The organism is Alphaproteobacteria bacterium SS10, assembly GCA_019192455.1.
Taxonomy (GTDB): Bacteria; Pseudomonadota; Alphaproteobacteria; order TMED2; family TMED2; genus TMED2.
Genome location: JAHCML010000007.1, coordinates 120,440 through 136,839 on the forward strand (window position 1 = coordinate 120,440; position 16,400 = coordinate 136,839).

18 protein-coding genes are annotated in these 16,400 nt (G+C 57.5%); 11 read left to right on the forward strand and 7 right to left on the reverse strand.

Features of this window, described 5'->3' with window-relative positions; genetic code table 11:
* Positions 1–252 precede the first annotated feature (252 nt).
* Positions 253–1,089, reverse strand: coding sequence for a hypothetical protein (locus tag KI792_12790; GenBank protein ID MBV6633894.1), 837 nt, complete (start codon positions 1,087–1,089; stop codon positions 253–255).
* 375 nt (positions 1,090–1,464) lie between these two features.
* Here KI792_12790 and KI792_12795 point away from each other — a divergent pair, with 375 nt between their 5' ends.
* From KI792_12795 to KI792_12805, 3 genes are all read left to right on the forward strand, one after another.
* On the forward strand, positions 1,465–2,367 hold the full coding sequence (locus tag KI792_12795) for a hypothetical protein (GenBank protein MBV6633895.1): 903 nt from the start codon (positions 1,465–1,467) through the stop codon (positions 2,365–2,367).
* Positions 2,368–2,410: 43 nt separating this feature from the next.
* The gene (locus KI792_12800) at positions 2,411–3,466 is read left to right on the forward strand and encodes a phosphotransferase (protein MBV6633896.1); all 1,056 of its coding nucleotides are present in this window, start codon (positions 2,411–2,413) and stop codon (positions 3,464–3,466) included.
* 152 nt (positions 3,467–3,618) lie between these two features.
* A complete protein-coding gene (locus KI792_12805) occupies positions 3,619–3,948 on the forward strand; it encodes a hypothetical protein (protein ID MBV6633897.1) in 330 nt (109 codons plus the stop codon).
* 30 nt (positions 3,949–3,978) lie between these two features.
* On the opposite strand, the gene KI792_12810 is transcribed toward KI792_12805, so the two are convergent.
* A complete protein-coding gene (locus KI792_12810) occupies positions 3,979–5,109 on the reverse strand; it encodes a radical SAM protein (GenBank protein ID MBV6633898.1) in 1,131 nt (376 codons plus the stop codon).
* Positions 5,110–5,447: 338 nt separating this feature from the next.
* Here KI792_12810 and KI792_12815 point away from each other — a divergent pair, with 338 nt between their 5' ends.
* From KI792_12815 to gpt, 3 genes are all read left to right on the forward strand, one after another.
* Positions 5,448–6,152 carry a glutathione S-transferase N-terminal domain-containing protein gene (locus KI792_12815; protein ID MBV6633899.1) on the forward strand — a complete coding sequence of 235 codons (705 nt, stop codon included), beginning with the start codon at positions 5,448–5,450 and terminating at the stop codon, positions 6,150–6,152.
* 165 nt (positions 6,153–6,317) lie between these two features.
* A complete protein-coding gene (locus tag KI792_12820; protein MBV6633900.1) occupies positions 6,318–6,866 on the forward strand; it encodes a DUF4864 domain-containing protein in 549 nt (182 codons plus the stop codon).
* 99 nt (positions 6,867–6,965) lie between these two features.
* Positions 6,966–7,475 (forward strand): xanthine phosphoribosyltransferase, encoded by a 510-nt coding sequence (gene gpt, locus KI792_12825; protein ID MBV6633901.1) that lies wholly within the window; start codon positions 6,966–6,968, stop codon positions 7,473–7,475.
* A gap of 89 nt (positions 7,476–7,564) precedes the next feature.
* On the opposite strand, the gene KI792_12830 is transcribed toward gpt, so the two are convergent.
* The 3 genes from KI792_12830 to KI792_12840 form a co-directional block, all read right to left on the reverse strand.
* On the reverse strand, positions 7,565–8,137 hold the full coding sequence (locus KI792_12830; protein ID MBV6633902.1) for a carboxymuconolactone decarboxylase family protein: 573 nt from the start codon (positions 8,135–8,137) through the stop codon (positions 7,565–7,567).
* Positions 8,138–8,267: 130 nt separating this feature from the next.
* Complete coding sequence (locus tag KI792_12835; GenBank protein ID MBV6633903.1) at positions 8,268–8,717, reverse strand: acyl-CoA thioesterase; 450 nt, start codon at positions 8,715–8,717, stop codon at positions 8,268–8,270.
* A complete protein-coding gene (locus KI792_12840) occupies positions 8,718–9,869 on the reverse strand; it encodes an iron-containing alcohol dehydrogenase (GenBank protein MBV6633904.1) in 1,152 nt (383 codons plus the stop codon).
* A gap of 121 nt (positions 9,870–9,990) precedes the next feature.
* On the opposite strand from KI792_12840, the gene KI792_12845 reads away from it, so the two are divergent.
* Entirely contained in the window at positions 9,991–10,827 is an 837-nt protein-coding gene (locus tag KI792_12845) for an enoyl-CoA hydratase/isomerase family protein (GenBank protein MBV6633905.1), read from the forward strand.
* 21 nt (positions 10,828–10,848) lie between these two features.
* On the opposite strand, the gene KI792_12850 is transcribed toward KI792_12845, so the two are convergent.
* Positions 10,849–11,751 (reverse strand): LysR family transcriptional regulator, encoded by a 903-nt coding sequence (locus KI792_12850; GenBank protein MBV6633906.1) that lies wholly within the window; start codon positions 11,749–11,751, stop codon positions 10,849–10,851.
* A 190-nt stretch (positions 11,752–11,941) separates the two neighbouring features.
* Here KI792_12850 and KI792_12855 point away from each other — a divergent pair, with 190 nt between their 5' ends.
* The 4 genes from KI792_12855 to KI792_12870 all read left to right on the forward strand — a co-directional run bounded on the left by KI792_12855 (position 11,942) and on the right by KI792_12870 (position 15,179).
* Complete coding sequence (locus tag KI792_12855; protein MBV6633907.1) at positions 11,942–12,574, forward strand: glutathione S-transferase; 633 nt, start codon at positions 11,942–11,944, stop codon at positions 12,572–12,574.
* 42 nt (positions 12,575–12,616) lie between these two features.
* Positions 12,617–14,110, forward strand: coding sequence for a pyridoxamine 5'-phosphate oxidase family protein (locus tag KI792_12860; protein MBV6633908.1), 1,494 nt, complete (start codon positions 12,617–12,619; stop codon positions 14,108–14,110).
* A gap of 1 nt (position 14,111) precedes the next feature.
* Positions 14,112–14,324 carry a hypothetical protein gene (locus KI792_12865; protein MBV6633909.1) on the forward strand — a complete coding sequence of 71 codons (213 nt, stop codon included), beginning with the start codon at positions 14,112–14,114 and terminating at the stop codon, positions 14,322–14,324.
* A gap of 126 nt (positions 14,325–14,450) precedes the next feature.
* Positions 14,451–15,179, forward strand: a complete 729-nt coding sequence (locus KI792_12870; GenBank protein MBV6633910.1) for a hypothetical protein — start codon at positions 14,451–14,453, stop codon at positions 15,177–15,179.
* Positions 15,180–15,187: 8 nt separating this feature from the next.
* Here KI792_12870 and KI792_12875 read toward each other — a convergent pair whose 3' ends face one another.
* Positions 15,188–16,264, reverse strand: a complete 1,077-nt coding sequence (locus tag KI792_12875) for a Glu/Leu/Phe/Val dehydrogenase (protein ID MBV6633911.1) — start codon at positions 16,262–16,264, stop codon at positions 15,188–15,190.
* Between the last annotated feature and the right edge of the window lie 136 nt (positions 16,265–16,400).

Genomic DNA, 16,400 nt, shown 5'->3' on the forward strand with positions numbered 1-16,400 from the left:
AAAGGCCCAAAACTGGACGACAGGCTCTCCCCTTCCTACCGCCCAACGCATAACCGGCCGTCGCCGTACCAGTTATGCGAAACTGGATATGTCTTCTGACAATGGTGACCCGGTTACCAGCAGATGCTGGAACTTAAATGCGTGGGTCGCATTGTCGGGATCGGAGAAGAAACGCATGGGGGCTGAGCAGACTGCTCACATGCATCACGTTAACGTAAGCGTCACTGATCCTAGTGAAAGGCCAAAGCCTTATTAGGGCCGGAAGCCCAGGCCAGTTGGCTCTGGCTTAAACGGTGTTCCATCCACGCCACGCTCAACGTCTGGACGTTCAGCCTGATCCTTCACATAGGCCGCCACATCCGCGAGGTGCGCAGAGAAGGACATGTTCCGAACCGGGTCTGCCATATCGTAGACGATCTGGATCTCGTCGGGTTGGCCCTCAATATTGCTCGAGACCTTAATGATGAGGGATTCCTCTGGGACTGGGCTCTCTGGCAAGCCGCGCGTCCCATCGAATTGGATCATCCGGGCACCCGGTGGCAAGTTGGCTTCTGGGCGCTCTTCCCCACCACCAAGCTGTTCCTCAATCTCTTGGATCGTGACTGGTCGTGGCTCATCATCACCGGCTTGAGCACGTGGTGCGCCATCTTTGGCCATGCCCATGATGCCGTCATCATCGTCATCTGGTGCGTAGAGCGGGTGCATGCCCGGCATCTCATCATCGTCAGCCATCATTTGCTGAACGCGCTGGCCAGGGTGGGCTTGCGCAGCTGCTGCTTGTTGCTCAGCCAACACCTTTGCTGGGTACAGCATGATCGGCTGCATGCGCTCGATGGTCATTTCCACAACCTTCTCGCCTTCATCATTGCGAAGGGCAGCGGTATCGGAATTCACCCGTTCGAAGTTGATCGGGAAACCCTGGCCTTTCAGCGCATCAATGCTGTCGGCAACTTGGTCAAAGACCATGTCGACATTTGCGCGGTGCTGGCGGTACAGCGCCAGACGGTGCTGGGTCAGGCCGACAAAATCGTCGGGACCGCCCGCATCGAGGTCATCACCGGGGTTTTCTTGGGGTACCAAATTAGTCATAAGCAGTCGCAATCACCATCGAAGACATGAATCCTCTCCGAACCAACTTGATTGCTCTGGGAGCGCCGGGGGGAGAGGCGTATATGTTCGGCGAGAGCCAGCTATGCATCTGTGGCAGGGCTGTCCCTCACTCCTTGAATACCTACAGTGAAAATGGTCAATGAAAGCGACAATCTATTTATTTCATTTTGGTGACCAAAACCGTCTCAGATCGTGCGTCATGTTACTGAAACGCGATCAATTTGATCTTTGCGGGTTATAGGTATGATTAACACTAACCAATATCGTCCCAAGCTTTTGCTAATATGCTCGCCTGAGGCCGGCGGGAACCAAGGTGACGACGTAATTCTGCATGGCAACAACGACTTACGCCGTTTGATCGACCCCAGTTATTTCGATGTCGACAGCATCATTTTGCGCCCCCATCGGATGGAAGCGATCAACGAATTAGACTTCAGTAAGCATCGAATGATCATCAATGCGATCTCTGACCCTGATCTGAACCCCAATGGCCTGAAACTGGCGAAAGAGTTTTGTAAGCGACACAAACTGCCAGTGGTGAACCCACCGGAGCGGATTGTGCCCATGACGCGCGATTGGGTGTCACAGCACCTGGCCGATACGCCGAACCTGCTCATGCCGAAGACCGTTAAGCTGACGCGTAAGAAGCTGACGGTGAAAGAGATTGAGAAAGCGGAGCTAGAGTTTCCCGTCCTAGCGCGGCCCGTTGGCCGCCACGGTGCCATTGATTTGGTGAAACACGAGGATCCGCAATCCGTCGTTGATGCCATGGCGGATTATCCGAATGACGACGCATTCTACATTACGGAGTTTGTCGACTTCCGGGATGCTGAGGGTTTGTATTGGAAAACGCGCGTCATCTATGTCGGCGGTAGTTTGGCAATTCGCCACCACCTGCCGAGTGAGCATTGGATCGTCAATGCCAGTCAGCGGGAGCAGCTGATCGATAAGCGTCCGGACCTTTGGGATAAGGAGCTAGAGATGATCGCGAAGCCGGTTCAGTACTTCACTGAGCAGGGAATTGCGACCATCCGCGATGCGATGCACCGAATGCGACTCGACTATTGCGGGATGGATTGCGCGCGCATGCAAGATGGCCGGATTGTGGTTTTTGAGGCGAACCCGGCGATGAATCTGCTGCCCATCGCGAACAAGGGTTACGAGATAGCCCGCAGAAACATTCAGGGTATCACCAGGCGGATCGGCGACATGCTGGATTATCGTCTTGCCATGGCGCGGGTCGGCAACCGAGGTTGACGAGGATGATTGCTTCACCCGTTGCTCCCGATAGGCCTAACCGATGTCGTCTGCTTCCCTGTCGTCTGAACCGCTGCTTGATGATGCCACTGACGATATGAGCCGGGATCAAGCACGCCAAGCATTTGCGGAACAGCATCTGGGGGCTGGGGTTGAGCCCGTGGCCCTGCCTGCCGATGCCTCCTTCCGCCGCTACTACCGTGTGGTCAGCGATGGCGGCACATCCTGGCTATTAATGGATGCCCCGCCCGAGCATGAGAATTTGGCCGCCTATCTGCGTGTGGCCGGTTACCTCCACACCCATGGTTTCTCTGCCCCCGCCATCAAGGCCCAGGATTTGGCCCAAGGCTTTGCCCTGATCGAGGATTTCGGCGATCAAACCTATACCCGGCTGTTGAATGCGGGTGCCGAGGAAGCGCCACTCTATGCGTTGGCCATTGATGCCCTGGCGGCGCTGCATCAGAAGCCGCTGCCTAATTCAGACGCAGGGTTCGACCTTTACAATAAGGAGCGGCTGCTGACGGAGGCATCGCTGTTTCCAGACTGGTACTGGGCTTACATTAAGGGTGAGGGCCCAACATCAGCGGAACGGTCCACCTTTATGGGCCTGGTGGAAGCGCAGCTGGATGCGGTTGCCAATCGCCAGGTCTGTGTGGTCCTGCGCGATTACCATGTCGACAATCTGATGCTACGCCCGGATCAAGCGGCGGGCAGCTTGGAAAGCTGCGGCCTGCTAGATTTCCAGGACGCGCTGATCGGGGCTAAGGCCTATGATCTGATGTCCCTCTTGGAAGATGCGCGACGTGACCTGTCCGATGATTTGGTTGCGGCGATGATCGACCGGTACTGTGCGGCCCTGCCGGGCACTGATCGCGACGTCCTCATGGCTGACTATAAGATCCTCGGGATGACCCGGCACGCGAAGATCCTGGGGATCTTTGTTCGGCTGAACGAGCGGGACGGCAAGCCAAAATACCTGAAGCATCTACCGCGGGTGGCGCGGCTCCTCGCCCGCTCACTCACCGCGCCAAGCTTGGTGCCGATGGCTCAGTTCCTGGACGATGCCTGCCCTGGTTGGCGCAACCCACCACAGGTTTAGTGTGGCTGACTGATCGCCTAACAATGCACTCACATGCCGCTGTTGGTTACGTGATTGCGATGTTATGAGCGCCTAACGATCACAATCCCAATCTGTGTCTCATGCAAGCCGGTGGTGGTTCACCGGATGCCCAAACATTGGAGACACAAGACATGACCGTTAAGGCCCTTACTATTGCCCTCGCTACCTTTGCTGCTAGCAGCGTCTTTGCCGCCTCGGCCATCGCCAGCGATACGACGACCACCCATTACGGATCAGCCCGGGCGCTGAGCTTTGAGGATGCCACCCCGCAAGCCTCAATCCGGGGCAAGACCATCATTGAGCGGGCCGTCACCAACAATGGTTCGGCTAGCAAGCTTCGGTTTGAAGGTGTTGTGGCTGATGCCGGCGGCGTCGATGACGGCAAGACCGTCCATGCCGTAACCGAGCACAGCAATAGCGGCATCAGCCCATTGCTGCGTCGTAACTATGATTGGCGCTAACTAGCTATCACGGCGGGGTGGCCTGATCGGTTAGAAGGCCACCTTGCCGCGATACTCTTCATAACGGGGGCGGATGCCGTTCTCGTCATGGGAGTGGCGCATAAACTTTATGAACTTCTTGAAGCCCGGGCAGTCCTCATCGACTTCCGGGTTCCAGTATTTGAAGATCACGCCACAGCCGGAGCGGCAGACCCGATACTCATCACAGGTCCGGCACTCTTTCTTCGGCTTCGCAGCCTCAAGCACATGGGCACGGAAGCCCGGCGATTTCGCCACCTCGGCGACAGAGCTCTGCACCACATTGCCCAGCCATTCTGGGTTTAGGCCACCGCCAGCCTCAAGGCAGGTCGCGGTCTGACCATTCCAGTCGATATCCATTGAGCCCGCGATGATTGGGCAGACGATATCGTCCAACGGCTCACCTGACGTAATACCCGACAGCATACTTTCGACCGGGTTCACAAACAGGTCGGGATCATCGTCCCGCCGTTCGAAATACCAATGGGCGGCTTCGATCAGGAAGTTCGAGGTCTCAACAAACTCAGGGAACATCTCATCCCGGTTTACGAGCCCATCGCCCGATGGAATGAAGAAGCCGAAATGGATCTGCTTAATGCCCTGGTCATAATGGAAGTCGAGCAGACTAGCCGCACCACGCTCCACCACGTGTTTGGTCATCGCTGTGGTGACACCAACATCGAGGCCATTGTCTTTCAGGAGCGCCAGATTATCGCGCCACATCTGCTCCAGCTTCGGTTTAGGGAAGCGGGTCTCTGGCTCGTACGACGTGTTGATCCGGTCGAAGAATTTAGCGATCGGGAGGATATCTCGAGACAACAGGTTCGAGACCATAATGATCTCAAAGCTGAATGGCTTATCCATCCGGCTCGCGGCTTCCTCAATGGCTGCGCGTGCAGGTGGAATATTCTCTTCAAAGAACGGTAGGCCGAGAATGGTTGGTTCCCCGCCAATCACGTGGATCTCGGCGTGGTCATAACCAATCTGGGACATGTGCTCGCCGATATCCGCGAAAATCTTGCGGAAGTTCTGCGGCGCCATTTTGCCCGACGCTTTTTTGACGTCTGAGTGGATGTAGCAATGGGTGCAACGCAGGTTGCAGTCCCGTGTGATGTTCACCTGATAAAGATAGGTTTTACGCATGTAAGGCGTTTTCCCCCGTCTAAATTCAACCGCATCCCTCGTCCTGCCATCAACGCTCGTGGTGCCATCACGGCGTTTCGGTTCGGCGTGTACTGCCAACCCAAACTGGCAGTGAAACGAAGTAGCAGCCCCCGGTTTGAAACAATCGCCAACCTGTTAACCGTACGTTAGCAATTGCTTATCCAAATCCCTGTACTGTTTTGAAATATAGCTGAAATTTAGACTGCCAGCACCCGAAATCGGACTCCATCGATTGTGCTGTTTCGCCCAATCAACGAAATTGGCTGCCAATGGCATGCCGCCACTTCAAAAGAATAATCAAAATCTGAGGCCTTAACATGATCGATCTCTATTACTGGACCACACCGAACGGGCACAAAATCACCCTGTTCTTGGAAGAGGCGGGGCTGCCTTACACGGTCCATGGGATCAACATCAGTAAGGGCGAGCAGTTTGAGCCCGACTTCCTAAAAATCGCACCAAACAACAGGATTCCGGCGATTGTGGACAGGGAGCCCATGGGTGGCGGCGGTGAGCCGATCTCAATTTTTGAGAGCGGGGCGATCCTACTTTACCTGGCTGAGAAGACGGGCAAGCTCCTCGCCGCCGATCCGGCCGGCCGTTATGAGACGCTGCAATGGCTGATGTGGCAGATGGGCGGGTTGGGTCCCATGCTCGGCCAGAATCACCATTTTGTTACCTATGCCCCAGAGCAGGTTCCCTACGCCATTGATCGCTATGTTGGTGAGACCGGGCGGCTCTACGGCGTCCTAAACAAGCGTCTTAAGGATCGTGAGTTCATCGCCGGTGAGTACTCAATCGCCGATATGGCCTGTTATCCATGGATTGTGCCCCATGAACGCCAACGCATGGATTTGGCTGAATTTCCCCATGTGAAACGTTGGTTTGAGGCGATCAAGGAGCGCCCAGCCACGATCCGCGCTTATGCCAAGGCGGATGAGATCAATCAGGCCCCAACCGTGTCTGAGGATGCGAAGAAGGTTCTGTTCGGTCAGAGCGCATCAACGGTGACGGATGATTAACGCAGGCTGAATAAAACAAATAAGCCTTAACGATAGTGTATTGACCCTTGCCAGCACTGGAATTTGCCGCAACTCTATAAGGACCAAAACGGGTGTCGGAATATCGAGCAAGGAGCGTCGATCATGAAACACTGGTTCCCCCGTTTTGCTTTTGTGAGCGTTGTAATGACGGCTGTACTTGGGTTTGGAGGACCCAGCCCGGCAATTGCCAGCGAAAGTGCAGCCCATAAAACAGAACCGCTAAAGGCAGCAGCGACAAAGCAAGCGGAGCTTGTAAGCAACCTAACCGGGGAAGACGTAATCTCCTCGGACCAGACCCCTAGCAGCGCGCAAGGGGCCCTGCCTGCGCCCGCGACCCAGGAAGATCTGGGCGCCATCGAAACCGTGATCAACAGCCAGTTGGAAGCCTTCGCCCTAGATGATGCGGAGACGGCATTTGCGTTTGCCTCACCGGGCATTCAACGCCGCTTTGGCTCGGCCAACCTGTTTATCCGGATGGTTAAGTCCAGTTATGCGCCGCTAATCTCACCATCCCAGGTGTTCTTTGGTGAGGCCCAGCCCAGCAACAATCGCGATGCGATCGTACAGCGTGTGACCTTCCAGGATGATAATGGCCTACTGGTTGAGGCGCTGTATCGCATGGTGCAGATAGATGGCGGTGAATGGCGTATCGCGGGATGTGTCCTGCGTCAGTCAGCGGAGCGCGCGCTCTAGCCACGGCAGATTTATCGGCACGGGCGTATTGCAGCGCAGCGCTGGGTGGTTATAAGCATGGTCGACATTTCGACCTGCTTAACCATGCCGAGCTTGGCTATGCCTTCAGACGATACAACTCCCCAGCCCGATAAGAGCTTTCCCGTTTCCTGGGAAGAGCTGCACCGCAATGCCAAGGCGCTCGCTTGGCGCCTGATTGATGGCCATGACGGCGAACCCTGGAAGGGTGTGGTGGCCGTGACCCGTGGTGGTCTTGTGCCGGCAGCCGTTGTCGCGCGTGAGCTTGATATCCGGATGATTGAAACGGTCTGTATCTCATCCTATTCCGGCACAAAGTCAGGTGAGGCCAATATTCTGAAAGGCTTCGATGCCCCTGATGGTGGCAAGGGCTGGCTGATCGTTGATGATCTGGTCGACACCGGTAAGACCGCCAAGGTGCTGCGCGATATGCTGCCGAACGCTCATTTCGCCACCGTCTACGCCAAGCCCCAGGGCCGCCCCTTGGTTGATACCTTCGTGACCGAGGTTAGCCAGGACACCTGGATCTTCTTCCCCTGGGATGTCGACCTGCAATTTGCCAAGCCAATCGCTAGTCTGCGCGCCGGGTAAGCCAACCCGCCCAGCGTTCGCGCACGAAAAAAGCCCTCACCGGATATCGGCGAGGGCTTTTGTTTTGGGTCACTATTTCCGGTCGCCGATTACTCAGCGGCCTGCTGGCGTGGGTCGGTCCACTCAAACGGCTTAAACGCATCATTGAGCGGCGTATGCGCGAAGTGGTTGGTGTAGTTCGACAGCACCTTAAGGCCGACGAGCGTGACCACCTCCAGAATATGCGCCTGGGTATACCCGGCATCGAGGAAGGCTTGCGTGTCCGCATCGCTGACCCAGCCACGCTGGTCGATCACCTTGAAGGCGAACTGGCGCAGAGCCTCGAGTTTCGCATCGGCGAGCGGCTCTTCATTCCGCAGTGCTTCGATCACCGCATCATCGACCTTCTGACCTTTTGAGATCGCGGTATGCGCCGCCACGCAGAAGGTGCAGCCGTGATAGGTGTTGCCGGTGAAGAAGACCACCTGTTGTTCGGTGGGGGTGAAAGTCGACTTCTCACCGATTAGGGCGCTTAAGGTTGTGTAGGCTTCAAGCGCCAGTGGTGACTCTGCCTGGGCGGCGAAAAGATTGGGGGTGAAGCCAAGCTTCTTCGTAGCGCCTTCAAGGATCTTTGTTGAGCCTTCGGGCGCGCTCTCAACCGTGTGGAAGGTGAAATCAACCATGTCATATCTCCTGTTTGTTTGGTGTGGCCGACGGTGACGCCGTGGCCAAGGACTTGAAGGATGACTTGGGAAGTCTGGTCCCACCCCACAACCGGCAATCAGTGATGATCAGCGCACAAGGGCGTCACAGTCACGTGAGCGTCCGCTCCAACAGGTCACGCAAACCCCCAGGTAATGGGACTGGGCGGCGGCTTTTGGCATCCACATAGACATGGGTAAAAAACCCAGCAGCTTTTGCCAATTCGCCGCCAGGTTGATCCGCCTGGCCAAACACGCCCAGCTCATACCGGACGGAGGAGGTGCCAAGTTTGGCCACCTTGATCCCTAGCTCCAGCCGCTCCGGAAAGCTGGCGGGGGCAAAGAACTGGCAGCCGGTTTCGACCACCAGTCCGATGACCTCGCTCTCGACCGGGTTTAGAACCCCAGCCTCAATCAGGTAACGGTTCACGGCGGTATCAAAGAACCGGTAGAAGGCCGCGTTGTTAACATGGCCATACATGTCGTTATCCGACCAGCGGGTATCCACGGTCTCAAACTGCCGGAAATCGGCACGCTTCGGTGGGGTGGGGCGTTCGGCCAATTAGAGCGCTTCCTGATAGATGGCGAGCGCCTGCTCTTGGCTTACTTCCCGTGGGTTGTTCACCAGTAGGCGGGTTTGCAGCATGGCATCCTCGGCCATGCGTGGCAGGTCGTTATGGTTGATCCCGACCTGGGTCAGCTTACGATCGATCTCTACTGCATCGGCCAGCTTATCCAGCTCATCAATGAACACTTGGGTCAGGGCCTCATCGCTGCCCTCTGCACCGGGGCGGAGGATCGGCGCCAACTCAGCATAGAGTGAGGCTGCGACTGGCGCGTTGAAGCGCAGCACATGGGGCAGCACCAGCGCGTTTGAGAGACCGTGCGGCACATGGAAGATGCCGCCAATTGGATAGGCGAGGGCATGGACAGCCCCGACCGGTGCATTGGCAAAGGCCTGTCCGGCGAGCATCGAGCCGAGCAGCATGGCCTGCCGCGCTTCCAGGTTGCTGCCATCCTTACAAACGGTAACCAGATTCCCGCTCAACAGGCGCAGGGCCTCACGGGCCAGGGCATCGCTAACCGGGTTCTTTTTGATCTTGGAGGTGTAGGACTCAATTGCATGCACCATGGCATCGATGCCGGTGGCCGCCGTATGCCGGGCCGGTAGACCGGTGGTGAGGGCGGCATCCAGGATCGCCATATCGGCATAAAGCTGTGGGGAAACGACACCCATCTTGGTGGTCTCACCCGTGGTGATGATTGAGATCGGCGTGACCTCTGATCCCGTCCCCGCCGTGGTTGGGATTTGGACCAGCGGTAGGCGCTCCCCCGTCACATTGCCCACGCCATACATCTCAGACAGTGGCTGGCTGCTAATCGCCATCAGGGCCACCAACTTCGCCACATCCATGGATGAACCGCCGCCAAGGCCGATCACCAGGCCGCTAGCCGCTTCCTGTGCTTGCTTCACTGCATCGAGGAGGATCGTTTCCGGCGGGTCGGCAACCACCTTATCGAACACGGTCACCTCAAAACCGGCGGCCTTGAGGCTGTCTAGTACGGGGACTGTCACCCCGGCCTTCACCAGGCCCTCATCGGTCACCACCATCACCCGCCGGGTGTCGAAGTGATCGGCCATCATTTGGCCCAGTTCAGCGGTGCAGCCGGTGCGGCTGATGATATGTGGAACGGTGCGGAATTCGAAACTCATGGGTCTACTCCTCGGGCGTCCTCGTATTCCTGGATCGCTTCTTAGGGTGGCAGGCGCAGTTAAATCGGTTACCAAGGACCCAATCAAGCAAACACTCACATCTTCAAGCGGCGGAAACCTCATGAGCAAAATCACCCCAATCACCAGTGACAACCTCGAACTCGAAACCCTGCTGTTTGAGCGGGATGAGGCAACCAACGGTGCTGTGGCGATCATCACCATCAACCGGCCAGAGGCAGCCAACGCCCTGAACGACGCCATGACCAAGGATTTGTTCAAGGTGGCGATTGCCTGTGATGAGGACCCGACGATCCGCGCGGTGATCCTAACCGGGTCGGGGGATAAGCTGTTTTGCGCCGGCGGTGATTTGAAGGTGTTTGCCGAGGCAGGTGAACATGGCAGCGCCCTGATCAAAGAGATGGTGACCTTCCTCCACGGCGCCATTGCCCGCTTTGCCCGTATGGGTAAGCCGGTGATTGCAGCCGTGAACGGCAATGCCGGTGGCGCCGGGGTCAGCCTGACCGCCATGGCCGATCTCGCCATTGCCGCTGACAATGTGACGTTCACCATGGCCTACACCCGGGCGGGCCTTACCCCGGATGGCAGCTCCACCTATTTCCTTGCGCGCGCGGTCGGCCTGCGCCGTGCCTATGACATGGCGCTAACCAACCGCCCGGTGCCAGCCAAGCAAGCTGAGGCGTGGGGTTTGGTGAACTATCTGGTACCAGCGGAAGCGTTGAAGGATGAGGCATTAAAGCTGGCGCGACAGCTGGCCATGGGCCCGACAAATGTCTTTGCCATGACAAAAGCCTTGTTGGTGGATAGTTCGGTCACATCTCTAGAGACGCAAATGGAGCATGAGGCCCAGGCCATTGCATCCGCTGTCACCGCCGAGGATGGTAAGGAAGGCATTTCGGCCTTCCTAGAAAAGCGGATGCCCAACTACACCGGCAGGTAACCCGATATCGCCTGCCATTAATCACAGATAGGGGTTATCACCCGAGAACTGATCGGCTAGGTGGTCGATCAATGCCCTGATCCTTGCGGTTAGGTTGCGTGTGGGTGGGTATAGTGCGAAGAGGCTAAACTCTTCACTCCTGAACGCAGGTAATAGCGGCACAAGTGCGCCGCTCTCTAGATCCTTAGCAACTTGATAGAGCGGGCATCGAGCAATGCCTAACCCGGCTCGCGCAAATGTTGCTGACGCTGCTGGCGCATTGACGGTAACCGGGCCGCTAATTGAGATGCTGGTCCTCTCGCCATTTTTTGACCAGTAAGACCAGGCGCTGGGATTGCCCATATTCCGATCAATCATGCAGCGATGGGTGGCTAGTGCCTTTGGATGGCTGGGTGTGCCATGGGCCGCGAGGTAGCTTGGCGCTGCACAGGTTACCAGCGGCATGGGGGCCAAGTGGCGGACCATCAGCGTCGAATCTCTCGGTATGCCGACCCGCACCGCCAGGTCGAAGCCTTCCTCCACCAACGCCACCTGCAAATTGGTCAAATGCAGGTCGACAGAGATGTTTGGATGCGCGGCCATAAATCCAGCGAGCGCCTCTGATAACGGTCCAGCACCAAAGCCTGTGGGGGCGGTTATTCGGATGCTGCCACTAAGGCTCGTGTGCCCTTCGGTAACCAGGGCATCCAGCTCGTCGAACTCTTCAACCAGATGGCGACATCGGTTCAGATAAGCGGTGCCGGTTGCGGTTAAGGCGACGCTTCTGGTGGTACGGTTAAGCAGTTGGACCTGATACTCACTCTCCAGCGCAGCAACTTGTTTGCTGACCAGCTTGGTTGAGCGGCCGAGTTTGCGACCGGCGGCGGTGAAAGACCCCTCCTGCGCAACCGCCATAAAGGCGCGCATCATTTCAATCCGATCCATCTTTAGGCCAGGTCATAGAGTTGGAGCATCGCCAATCAGTTTAACGCTATTATGAACAGAATGTTCATACTAATTCGTTAAATTGATAAATTATCGCCAGAACGCGGTGGGGTTATATCCGATGACAGAACCGCGGTCTAAAGCGTCAATCACGACGGGGCCGCCCACATCATCAAGAAGGAATGACCCCATGACTAATACCCCAACCAATGCCATTCGAATTCACCGCCATGCCCTTTCTGGACATAGCCACCGCGTCCAGCTGTTCGCCGCGCTTACCGGGATTGCCTATGAAACCGTGGATGTTGATCTGGCCGTCGGTGAACATAAGGCCGAGCCGTTTCTAAGCTTAAACCCAGTTGGCCAAGTACCGGTTATCGAGGATGGCAGTACCGTCATTGCCGATTCAAACGCCATCCTGGTTTACCTGGCGCAATCCTATGCGCCGGATTGGTTGCCACAGGATCCGATCTCCCAGGCAGAGGTGCAGAAGTTCCTGTCGCTCGCTGCCGGTGACATCGCCTATGGCCCAGCTGCAGCGCGACTAATCACCGTTTTTGGTGCCGACCTTGATGCCGCCCGATCAAAAGCGATCGCGGCGCAGGCCTTCGCGCGGCTTGAGGCGCATCTAGATAGTCGTGAGTGGCTGGTCGGTGAGCGGCCAAGCATCGCTGATGTGGCGATCTACTCCTACACGGCGCATGCGCCGGAGGGGAATGTTCCCCTCGAGCCCTATCCGAACCTGCGCGCACTGCTTGGTCGCATTGAGGCTCTGCCCGGCTTTGTCCCAATGGCGCCAACGGCAATTGGGTTGGCTGCATAACCGGCCCCAATGAACGCTGTCTCCAAGACTGGGAGGTATCCAATGTCGCGATCATCTGAGTGCATTAGCCGAACTGAGCAGGCCACACCATTCCATGAGGGTGAGCGGGCGGTTCAGGAACAGGCCGGGGTGCGTGATATCGAGAACTGGGCCCGTAAGATCGTGCGGGATTACTTTCCGGATCAACATCTGGAATTTCACACCAACCTTCCATTCTTGGTGGCGGCGGCCCGAGACGTCCAACGACGCCCCTGGGTAACCCTTCTAACTGGCCCTGAGGGCTTCGTCTCTGCACCTGATCAGCGTCATTTGCGCATTGATGGTGCGCTCCCAGCCGGTGATGCGTTGAGCGATGGGCTGACCGACGGCGCAGATCTTGGGTTGCTGGGCATCGAGCTCGCGACCCGTCGGCGCAATCGGGCTAATGGCCGGGTTCAGCGCCAGGATGATGGCGCATTGCTGTTCTCTCTGGATCAGAGCTTTGGCAACTGCCCGCAATATATTCGGGAACGCGCGTGGCACCGGGTGCCAAACCACCAGCAGGGTCCGGTGATCAACGGGTCGGCTCTAACAGCCCTGCAGGTCCAATGGGTCAAACAAGCGGATACCTTCTTCATCGCCTCCGGCTATCGGGGTGAGGGTGCCGATGCGCGTTTTGGCATGGATGCATCGCATCGCGGCGGCGATCCTGGCTTTGTTGAAATACTCGAAAATGGGCGGCTCCGCTTTCCCGATTTTGCGGGCAACAACCACTTCAACACGATTGGCAATCTGCTGGTCGATCCTAGGGTTGGGCTGCTCTTTGTCGATTTTGCCACCGGCAGCCTTCTGCAGCTGACCGGCACCGCCGAGATTGTATGGGACGGCCCGATACTGGACCACTATCCCGGGGCTCAGCGTTTAGTCGATATCACGATTGAGGAAGTCATAGAGATGCGCGATGCCGTTCCGCTCCGTTGGGAGCAGGAGGCAGATTCAGTACGCTCGTTGCGGGTCCTCGATAAGGTTCAAGAGAGTGCGGATGTAACCTCCTTCTATCTTGGCGCGCGTGACGACGGACCGCTGGCAGATTTCGCCCCTGGTCAGCATCTGCCAATTGAGGTTGTCGATCCCGATACCGGTGAGCGACATGCACGGACCTACTCCCTCTCAAATGCCCCGGGGGATGGGGGGTATCGGATCAGCGTGAAGCGTGAACCCCAAGGTCGCGTCTCTAGGTTGCTGCACGACAAGATTGGTGTCGGCACGGTTCTTTCGGCCAGGAAACCGTCTGGCGACTTCATCTTGGATCACGGCACATCACCGCTTCTGCTGGTTAGTGCGGGGGTCGGCATAACGCCAATGCTAAGCATGCTGGAGAGCCTAGCCATTTCAGGCTCAACTCGGCCTGCAACCTTCCTGCACGCCGCCCGTGATGGGCTGCATCATCCCTTTAAGCGGGTCGTTGATGCGTTGGTTGGGGGGGCTTCCCCAGGCGCGCCGGGTGACGGCCTATACCAAGCCTATGTCAGCGGATCGGATTGGGAAGGACTATGACGTGGCGGGTCGTCCAGACCAAGATCTATTGGCCAGTCTACAGATTGATCCTGCGACGGAAGTCTATATCTGCGGCCCGACCCGCTTCATGGCCGATATTCAGGATATGCTTGAGGGTTTGGGGCTTCCAGCCAGCCAAATTCATACAGAGACCTTCGGCCCTTCCACCGGCGGCAACAGCGCGGCAACGGCCAGTCCAGTGTGCTTGGTCTAGGTTAAGCGTGATCACAGAATCGCAACGAATTTCGCCGATCCCCTGTTAATCCTGCTTGGCCTTCCCAAGTATCACCAGCGAACCTAGGATTCAGCCTAGGAAAACGTGCGGGCCAGGAAGAAGCCAATGCGCCAAGTGATGCTATGTTTGATCGTCGGATTTTTTGCTGCCGCTTGTACGGTGGTTGAGGGCCCGCCCAACACCTATACGGTTACCACCGGACAGCCGACCTTGGCGCCCGCCAATCAGCCGCCGCCACCTTACTTCTCGGGTCAGGCACCGAATACTGGCGTTGCCTCGCCCGAGTTCCAGACACCGGGACTTGAGACCGCACCGTCCGCGCCACCATCGACGGTTGCCGATACTGGCTACGCCCCACAAACACCGCCGCGCTATCGCTATGATGGCCCGGCAGTGCCTGGCTATGAGTATGACCGCTATGGCCGCCCACCACAGCCAAGTTCGCTACTCGCCTGCGGGATCACCGATGGTGACTTTATCTTCTTCAGCCGTCGCCCAAGACAGTATCAGCCAATTAGCTTTGCCGTTGCACCCGGTGAGACCCAGCGCATCCAGGTCACCCAAGACAATAACGACCGGCGTGAGAACATCTTCGTTCAGGGTGATTTAAGCGGCGTAGGTGTTCGGATCAGCCGCAACCAGCCACCAGAGCCAGGCAGTAATGGCCTGATCTTTGGCGCCAGCGGCGGCTTTGCCTCAAGCGAGCCCCAGCTCGTGAAGGGCGTACGGCAAAAGCTGAACATCAATGATCTGTTCCGCGACGCCACCATCTCTTGCGGCTTCCGCTCACCACCAGGTGTTTTGCCAGGCAGCCGCCAGATTTATCGATACTGATCTGGCGACTATTCGGCTGCGACGGCGGCTGCGTTGGCGCTTTGGAAGCGTTGCTCAGCCACCTGGTCGGCTGCTTTGGCTGTCGCCATGCCTTGCTTGTCGGCCAGGGTGAAGATCTCGGCCAGGGTGTCGCCGACACCGGCGACCCGGCGGTCAATCTCAGCCCGGTCGATGCCGTAATAGTCACCCCAGATTTGGATGACACCACCGGCATTGATCACATAGTCGGGGGCATAGAGCACACCAGCCGCATGCAGCGCATCGCCATCAGCGTCGCTCGCCAACTGGTTATTGGCGGCACCAGCGATCACCTGGGCTTGCAGTTTGGGCCGGGTATCCTCATTGATCACGGCACCCAGGGCGCAAGGGGCGAAGACATCACAGTCCACGCCGTAGATATCAGCCGGGGCAACAACCTTGGCGCCAAAGTCACGCTCGGCGATGTCCAGGGCATCGCGGTTGATGTCGGTGACGATCAGCTTGGCGCCAGCCTCGTGCAGATGCTTGGCAAGGCCAAAGCCGACATGGCCAAGACCCTGAACCGCGACGGTCATGCCGTCGACGCTCTCTTTACCCAGCTTGTGCTTCACCGCAGCCTTTAGGCCCAGGAAGCAGCCAAGGGCGGTGGAGGGGGATGGATCACCCAGGCCACCTTCAGACGCGGAAAGTCCGGCCACATGGGCGGTCGCAGAACCGATGGAGGTCATGTCCTCCGTCGAGGTGCCGACATCCTCAGCCGTGATGTAGAGGCCGTTCAGGTTCTCAATCGCCTGGCCGAGCGCCTGCATCATGGCTGGCGTCTTTGGCCGGTCTTCGGAAACCAGCACCACAGTCTTACCGCCACCTAAGGGCAGGTTGGCGATGGCGTTTTTATAGGTCATGCCACGGGAGAGGCGGAGGACATCAGTCAGCGCAGCCTCATCACTCTCATAGCTCCAGACCCGGCAGCCGCCGAGGGCAGGGCCGCGATTGGTGTTGTGCACACCAATAAGGGCGCGCAGGCCGGTCGCTTCGTCATGGGCCATCAGCACGCGCTCATGGCCTTTGAATTCTGGATGGTCAAACAGGCTGGTAATGCTGGTCATCGAGCAGTCCTCCCGGGACACCAAAAACGGCAAAAAACCCAATGACCTTAGGGTGATACGCAGATACGAAGGGGGCAACGCAAAATCTGCGCGTTTCCTTGCGTTTTTCAGTCTCGACGCAGCGTTTCTTTGCGCG

Bases quoted from the DNA above. Each gene is read 5' to 3' on its own strand.
- KI792_12810 (MBV6633898.1), bottom strand. From the start codon at position 5,109: ATGCGTAAAACCTATCTTTATCAGGTGAACATCACACGGGACTGCAAC.
- KI792_12830 (MBV6633902.1), bottom strand. From the start codon at position 8,137: ATGGTTGATTTCACCTTCCACACGGTTGAGAGCGCGCCCGAAGGCTCA.
- KI792_12850 (MBV6633906.1), bottom strand. From the start codon at position 11,751: ATGGATCGGATTGAAATGATGCGCGCCTTTATGGCGGTTGCGCAGGAG.
- KI792_12805 (MBV6633897.1), top strand. From the start codon at position 3,619: ATGACCGTTAAGGCCCTTACTATTGCCCTCGCTACCTTTGCTGCTAGC.
- KI792_12790 (MBV6633894.1), bottom strand. From the start codon at position 1,089: ATGACTAATTTGGTACCCCAAGAAAACCCCGGTGATGACCTCGATGCG.
- KI792_12875 (MBV6633911.1), bottom strand. From the start codon at position 16,264: ATGACCAGCATTACCAGCCTGTTTGACCATCCAGAATTCAAAGGCCAT.
- KI792_12845 (MBV6633905.1), top strand. From the start codon at position 9,991: ATGAGCAAAATCACCCCAATCACCAGTGACAACCTCGAACTCGAAACC.
- KI792_12820 (MBV6633900.1), top strand. From the start codon at position 6,318: ATGACGGCTGTACTTGGGTTTGGAGGACCCAGCCCGGCAATTGCCAGC.
- KI792_12870 (MBV6633910.1), top strand. From the start codon at position 14,451: ATGCGCCAAGTGATGCTATGTTTGATCGTCGGATTTTTTGCTGCCGCT.
- gpt (MBV6633901.1), top strand. From the start codon at position 6,966: ATGCCTTCAGACGATACAACTCCCCAGCCCGATAAGAGCTTTCCCGTT.
- KI792_12815 (MBV6633899.1), top strand. From the start codon at position 5,448: ATGATCGATCTCTATTACTGGACCACACCGAACGGGCACAAAATCACC.
- KI792_12840 (MBV6633904.1), bottom strand. From the start codon at position 9,869: ATGAGTTTCGAATTCCGCACCGTTCCACATATCATCAGCCGCACCGGC.
- KI792_12860 (MBV6633908.1), top strand. From the start codon at position 12,617: ATGTCGCGATCATCTGAGTGCATTAGCCGAACTGAGCAGGCCACACCA.
- KI792_12855 (MBV6633907.1), top strand. From the start codon at position 11,942: ATGACTAATACCCCAACCAATGCCATTCGAATTCACCGCCATGCCCTT.
- KI792_12800 (MBV6633896.1), top strand. From the start codon at position 2,411: ATGTCGTCTGCTTCCCTGTCGTCTGAACCGCTGCTTGATGATGCCACT.